Annotated in this window: 4 protein-coding genes; 3 read left to right on the top strand and 1 reads right to left on the bottom strand. The window is 67.8% G+C overall.

The features are described from left to right. Positions 1-258: 258 nt before the first annotated feature. Positions 259-1,167, bottom strand: coding sequence for a LysR substrate-binding domain-containing protein (locus tag HUU95_RS08300; protein WP_174279690.1), 909 nt, complete (start codon positions 1,165-1,167; stop codon positions 259-261). Between the two features lie 147 nt (positions 1,168-1,314). On the opposite strand from HUU95_RS08300, the gene HUU95_RS08295 reads away from it, so the two are divergent. From HUU95_RS08295 to HUU95_RS08290, 3 genes are all read left to right on the top strand, one after another. Further along, the gene (locus HUU95_RS08295; protein ID WP_174279689.1) at positions 1,315-3,537 is read left to right on the top strand and encodes a TonB-dependent receptor; all 2,223 of its coding nucleotides are present in this window, start codon (positions 1,315-1,317) and stop codon (positions 3,535-3,537) included. A gap of 39 nt (positions 3,538-3,576) precedes the next feature. Continuing rightward, positions 3,577-3,702, top strand: a complete 126-nt coding sequence (locus HUU95_RS14705; protein WP_302480108.1) for a hypothetical protein — start codon at positions 3,577-3,579, stop codon at positions 3,700-3,702. A 12-nt stretch (positions 3,703-3,714) separates the two neighbouring features. Then, the coding region (locus HUU95_RS08290) for a tannase/feruloyl esterase family alpha/beta hydrolase (RefSeq protein WP_174279688.1) at positions 3,715-4,938 on the top strand (1,224 nt) is incomplete at its 3' end.

Genomic DNA, 4,938 nt, shown 5'->3' with positions numbered 1-4,938 from the left:
CGGCGCGGTGGTCGCGGTGTTCGCCTGCCCGGCGGTGGCGCCTTGCGACCAGATCAGAAGCGGCAGCACGGTCGCCAGCCCGGCCGTACGGCCCCATCGTTGCATCATGTCGACTCTTTCCTCTCCCGGTGCCAGCGTCGTGCGCCGGCGGGCGTCTCAGCGCCCTCGATCCGGTGACTAGCCGACGATGATGGGTCGGCGACGATAGCATATATACGAGAGTGTTGCCGGTCCGGTATCGCCGTTGCCGACGCGGCGTTACGGAAGCGGATCGGGCTGATTCAGTGCGGAGCGGCGGAACAGGTCGCACAGATGCTGGGCGACGGGTGTCAGCGGCAGGCGGGAACGGCTGACCACGCAGATCGTCGAGGCGACCAGCTCCTCGCGTACCTTGATCTGGGTGAGCAATCGGCCGGTCCGCACGAAACCGAGCCACTGGCGGGGCATCATGGCGAGCAGGTCCGACGAGGCGGCGACGGCGATCGTCGACAAGGCGCTGCGTGCCTCGACGGCGGTGACGGGCCTGGGCAGGCCGTGTTGCTGGAAGAGCGGCCACAGCTCCGCCTCGGCGTTGATCGTCACGGAGGTCGAGACCCAGCGTGCCCCCTTCAGTTCGGCGAGTGAGGTGGCGTCGCGCAGGCGGTGGCCCCGTCGCGCCAGGATGACCCGGCTGTTGTTGAACAGCTTCTCGGTGATGTACTCGCCCGTCAGCCCCTCCTCGGCGAGCGGACCGACATAGAAGTCGATCGCGCCGCTGCGGATCTCGGGCTCCAGCGCGGGGAACAGCCCTTCCGTGATCCGCAGCCGCACGTCCGGATAGCGGCGCTGGAAAGGCTCCAGCACCATCGGCAGCATGGCGACATGCGGCGCGGTCGATAGCCCGATCGAGACGATGCCGTTGCTGATCCCCTTGAGCTGCTGGACCTCGTCCCGCGCCCGTTCGAGCTCGCGCTGCACCACCAGGCCGCGCCGGACAAAGGCCTCCCCGATCGGCGTCGGCGTCATGCCGCTGGCGTGGCGCTCGAACAAGACGACGCCAAGCTCGTGCTCCAGCTCCTGGATGCTGCGCGTGATCGCCGGTTGCGCGATGCCGAGATGGCGGGCGGCGCGGCGCAGGCCACCCAGTTCGGCGACGGCGATGAGATGGTTCAGCTGACCGAGCTTCATGATGTTGCAATCCTAGTAACACCTCAGGGCTTTTGCCATCATTCCTTATCATCGCCCGCGCAGGTAGCGATCAGGCAGGACGCGACAGACGATCCGATCGGAGCATGTGCACGAGCACGAGCCCGATGACATTGAGGAGAGGGAATGATGATCGGTCAGAAGCCGCGCCTGCTATTGGCGGCATCCGCCGCCGTGATCGCGACGGGCGCCGGGCAAGCCGCCCGCGCGCAGAACGCGGCGGGATCGCCCGCGACGGCGCAGCAGCAAAAGCCCGCCGGCGACGACGCGCAGACGAGCAGTTCGCCGCTGGCGACGCAGCCCACCTCCAACAACTCGACCGCGAACGGCCCGGAGGGGAGCAACGCGACGGCGGCGACCGGCGTGCCGACGCAGGGGCAGAGCGGCGACATCGTGGTGACGGCCCAGCGGCGCGAGCAGCGGTTGCAGGAGGCGCCGGTCGCGGTGACCGCGCTCTCGGCGGGCGCGCTGGCGCAGCTCAACGTCTCCAACACGCAGGACCTGATGCAGGTCGTGCCCAGTCTGCAGGTGAGCACGCAGACCGCGGGCGACGGCGGCGGATCGGCGACCTTCTTCCTGCGCGGCATGGGGCAGCAGCGGTCGGGCAACGGCTCCGAACCGGCGGTCGGCATCTATGTGGACGATTTCTACTATCCCTCGCTGTCCGGCACGGTGTTCGACATCGTCGATCTGGCGGACCTGGAGGTGCTGCGGGGGCCGCAGGGCACGTTGTTCGGGCGGAACACGATCGGCGGCGCGATCCGCTATACGACGCGCGGCGCCGAGGTCGGCAGGTTCTCCGGCCACATCACCGGGACGCTGGGCGATTACGCGCGGCGCGACGTGTCGGGCGCGGTCAACGTGCCGGTCGGCGACTTCGCCGCGATCCGGATCACCGGCGGTCACCTCGAACGCAACGGCTTCGTTCGCATCCAGACCACCGGGCGCCGGGCCGGCGACACCACCACCGACCTCGCCCGCGTGCAGGCGCGCATCCAGCCGACAAGCGATATCTATGTCGACCTGTCGGGCCAGTACAGCAAGTTCCACCTGTTCGGCTTCACCTATGACGTGCCCGGTCCACTGACGCCGGTGCCGCCGGCCGCCGGGCAGAGCGCGACGCTCCCGTTCATCTACAACACGCGCGTCGCGCCGGCACGCGGGCTGCCGCTCTATACCAACGCCTTCGCGTCGACCTGCTATTATTGCCAGTACGGCACGCCACGATCGGAGTTCAGCGAGACGAAGTACAAGAACGCGCTGGCGACGATCGGCTGGTCCGTCACCCCGACGCTGTCGATCAAGTCGCTGACGGGCTGGCAACAGGTCGACAACCGCGCGAGCAACGACCTCGACAGCTCGCCCGCGCCGATCTTCCAGGGCGGGATCACCCGCGCCAGGACCAACGCGTTCTCGCAGGAGCTGCAGCTCAACGGCAACAAGCTGCTCGGCGACCGGTTGAATTTCGTCGCGGGTGGGTTCTACTATAACCAGCGTGATCCGGGGCTGCTCCCCGAAGCACCCAATTTCACGCTGGGCAATCCTTCGGTGTCGACGCCGAGCACGCGGACCGTGAAGTCCTATGCGGGCTTCATCGACGGCTCGTTCAAGCTGCTGGACAAGCTGACGCTGCTCGGCGGCTTCCGCTACAGCAGCGACGACAAGACGCTGGTGGTGACCACCGCAGCGGGCGCGCCGATCGCGAACGTGGCGCGCAGCTTCCACAGCAACACCTATCGCGGTGGGCTGCAATATCAGTGGACGCCCGACATCATGACCTACGCCAACGTGTCGAGCGGCTTTCGGGGCGGCGGCTTCAACCCGTACAGCGCCACGCAGAACCCGACGATCCGCGCCTTCGATCCCGAAAAGGCGACGAGCTACGAAGCCGGCGCGCGATTGCAGTTCCTCGATCGGCGGATCACGATTAACCCGACCGCCTTTTACGTCGATTGGAACAACATCCAGGTCCAGTCGGCGTCACCCAACCAGACCACCGGTCAGGCCGACATCACCTTGCAGAACGCCGGCAAGGCGCGGTCCTATGGCTTCGAGCTGGAATATACGGTGGGGGTCAGCGATCATGTCCGGCTGTTCGGCAACATGGCGTACCTCAACCTGCGCTACACGAACCTCGGCAATGCGAGCGGGATCACGCTGAACAGCGATTTCCAGCGCGCGCCGCCGATCACCTTCTCGGTGGGCGCCGCGCACACGCTGGACGTCGGCGGCTCGGGCGCCAAGATCGTGAGCACGATCAACTACAGTTTCGAGGACGACCAACGGAGCACGCCGACCGATGCCGACGCGCTGCTGCTCCATGCCTATGGATTGCTCAACGGCCGGATCTAATTCACCCCGGCGGGCAAACTGTTCAGCCTGGCGGCGTTCGTGACCAACATCACGAACGAACGCTACTATGTCGGCGGCGTCAACTATTACAGCAACGTCGGTGCGGCGCGCTACGATCTCGGCACGCCGCGTGAGTTCGGCGTGACCGGTCGCGTGAACTTCTAAAGGAGAGCTGGCATGCGTCTGGTTGGGTTGCTCGCGGTGCTGCTGTCGATGCTGGTCGCGCCGGCGGCGGCATCGGCGCAGGACGTCGACGCGCTGTTCGCGCTGGTCGACGGCAATCATGACAACAGCGTCGATCGCGCGGAGGCCGACGCCTTCACGGCGTTGCGCTGGGGGGCGATGGATCGCGAGAAGCGCGGCAGCGTCACCGCGACGACGATCGCGGCCGATCCGCAGTCCCGGCTGATCGTCGGCGACCTGATGCCGGCGCCCGGGGGTTCGTTGACGCGCGACGCGTTCTTCGCCGGCCGCGCGCGCCGGTTCGCGACCGCCGACGCCGACCGGGACGGCGCGCTCGATCCGGGCGAGTTCCGCGCCTATATCGGCAGTGGTGGCGTGGTCGCGCCGCAGGGGCCGCCGATGACGCTCGCGTCGCTGGCCGACGCCTATGCGCCCGGGTTGCCGGGCTGCGAGGCCTTCGCGCGCGATCCGAAACTGGGGCTGGCGGCGACGGAGGGCGTGTCGAGCCTGGTCGCGCGCAAGGTCCGCGCCAACGCCAAGGACGCCGCCTACTGCCAGGTCCAGTTCGTCTATGATTCGGGACGGTCCGGCGCCAAGGACGGCTATGACGACGGCCAGCATCAGGCGATCACGATCCGGGTGGGCCTGCCGCTCCGGCCCGATGACGGCGGCACCGTCGCGTGGAACGGCCGCATCCAGAACCTGGGCAGCGGCGGCTGCATGGGCGTGTTGCCGGGCGTCACGATCGGCACGGACAACGGCTTCGCCTCGTCCAGCACCGATGGCGGCCACGGCGCGCCCTGGCTGTTGTTCAACTGCGGCTTCGGCGTCATCCAGGCCAGCCATCGCGTCAACGCCGGGCTGATCGCGGACTTCTCGGCGGAGCACGTCAAGTGGCAGACCCTGTGGACCAAGGCGCTGGTCAAGACCTATTACGGCCAGCCCGCGAAACGCACCTATTGGTGCGGCTGCTCGCAGGGCGGCCGCGAGGGCTATATCGCGTTGCAGACCGTCGCCCGGGAGTATGACGGCATCATCGCCGGGGCGGGCGCGCTCTATTGGCAACGGTTCCAGATGGCGCAGGCCTGGTCGGGCGTCGTCATCAAGGACATGCTGCGCGCGAAGGCCAAGGACCTGACCGGGGTGGAGATCGCCCGCACCGTGCAGCAGGAGATCGCCGGCTGCGACGGGCAGGACGGGGTGCGCGACGGCGTCCTC

This window comes from Sphingomonas bacterium (assembly GCF_903643065.1).
In the GTDB taxonomy this organism is placed as follows: domain Bacteria; phylum Pseudomonadota; class Alphaproteobacteria; order Sphingomonadales; family Sphingomonadaceae; genus Sphingomonas.
The sequence above is the reverse complement of the archived record's forward strand: the minus strand, read 5'-3'. Positions and strand labels throughout refer to the sequence as shown.